The 594-nt window shown below is 59.1% G+C and carries 1 protein-coding gene; it reads left to right on the top strand.

Annotated features, from left to right (window positions below):
* Positions 1–264: VOC family protein (locus HLUSI_RS0119290; RefSeq protein WP_016835509.1), on the top strand; the 264-nt coding region annotated here is incomplete at its 5' end.
* Positions 265–594: the final 330 nt, after the last annotated feature.

Below are 594 nucleotides of genomic sequence, written 5' to 3'. Positions count from 1 at the left end.
GAGCCGGCCGCCTTGCAGGCGCGCGGCGGCCTGTGGTTCCAGTGCGGCGTGCTGCAACTGCATCTTGGCGTCGACAAGGATTTCCAGCCGGCGCTGAATGCGCATCCCGGTCTGATCGTCGATACGCTGGCGCCGATGATGGCAACGCTGAAAGAGGGCGGCTTCCCGGTGCAGGAAGACGCGCCGATTCCCGGCTTCATCCGTATCTATACTGCCGACCCGTTCGGCAACCTGATCGAATTGCGCGAAGTCGTGCCGCGCTGAAAAACTGCGTCGCGTCGCCTTGGCGCATTCCTGACGCCATTTCCCGTCATTGCCGGTTTCTGTCGGCCTGAGTTGCTCCCGTTCTGCTTCATTGCAGCATGACGGCGTCGTATCGCCGCGTTTTCGCGGCGGTCGATGCACGTCCATTTTCGACGCCGCGAGTAGGGGCGCGGGTCTTGGTTCGTCCCGTCCCGCCTTTCCGCTTTGGTGCGGTGCGGCCGGATTTCCCCTGATTTCCTCGCTATCGCGGTGCATCTGCGCGCGCTAAAGGTGCAAGGATTTTTACTTTCATTTTTGAAAGGATATTTTCTTTACTTTTGAAAATAAAAA

Source organism: Herbaspirillum lusitanum P6-12 (assembly GCF_000256565.1).
Classification (GTDB): Bacteria; Pseudomonadota; Gammaproteobacteria; order Burkholderiales; family Burkholderiaceae_D; genus Herbaspirillum; species Herbaspirillum lusitanum.
Note: the sequence above shows the minus strand (reverse complement) of the source record. Positions and strands in the feature narration are given on the sequence as shown.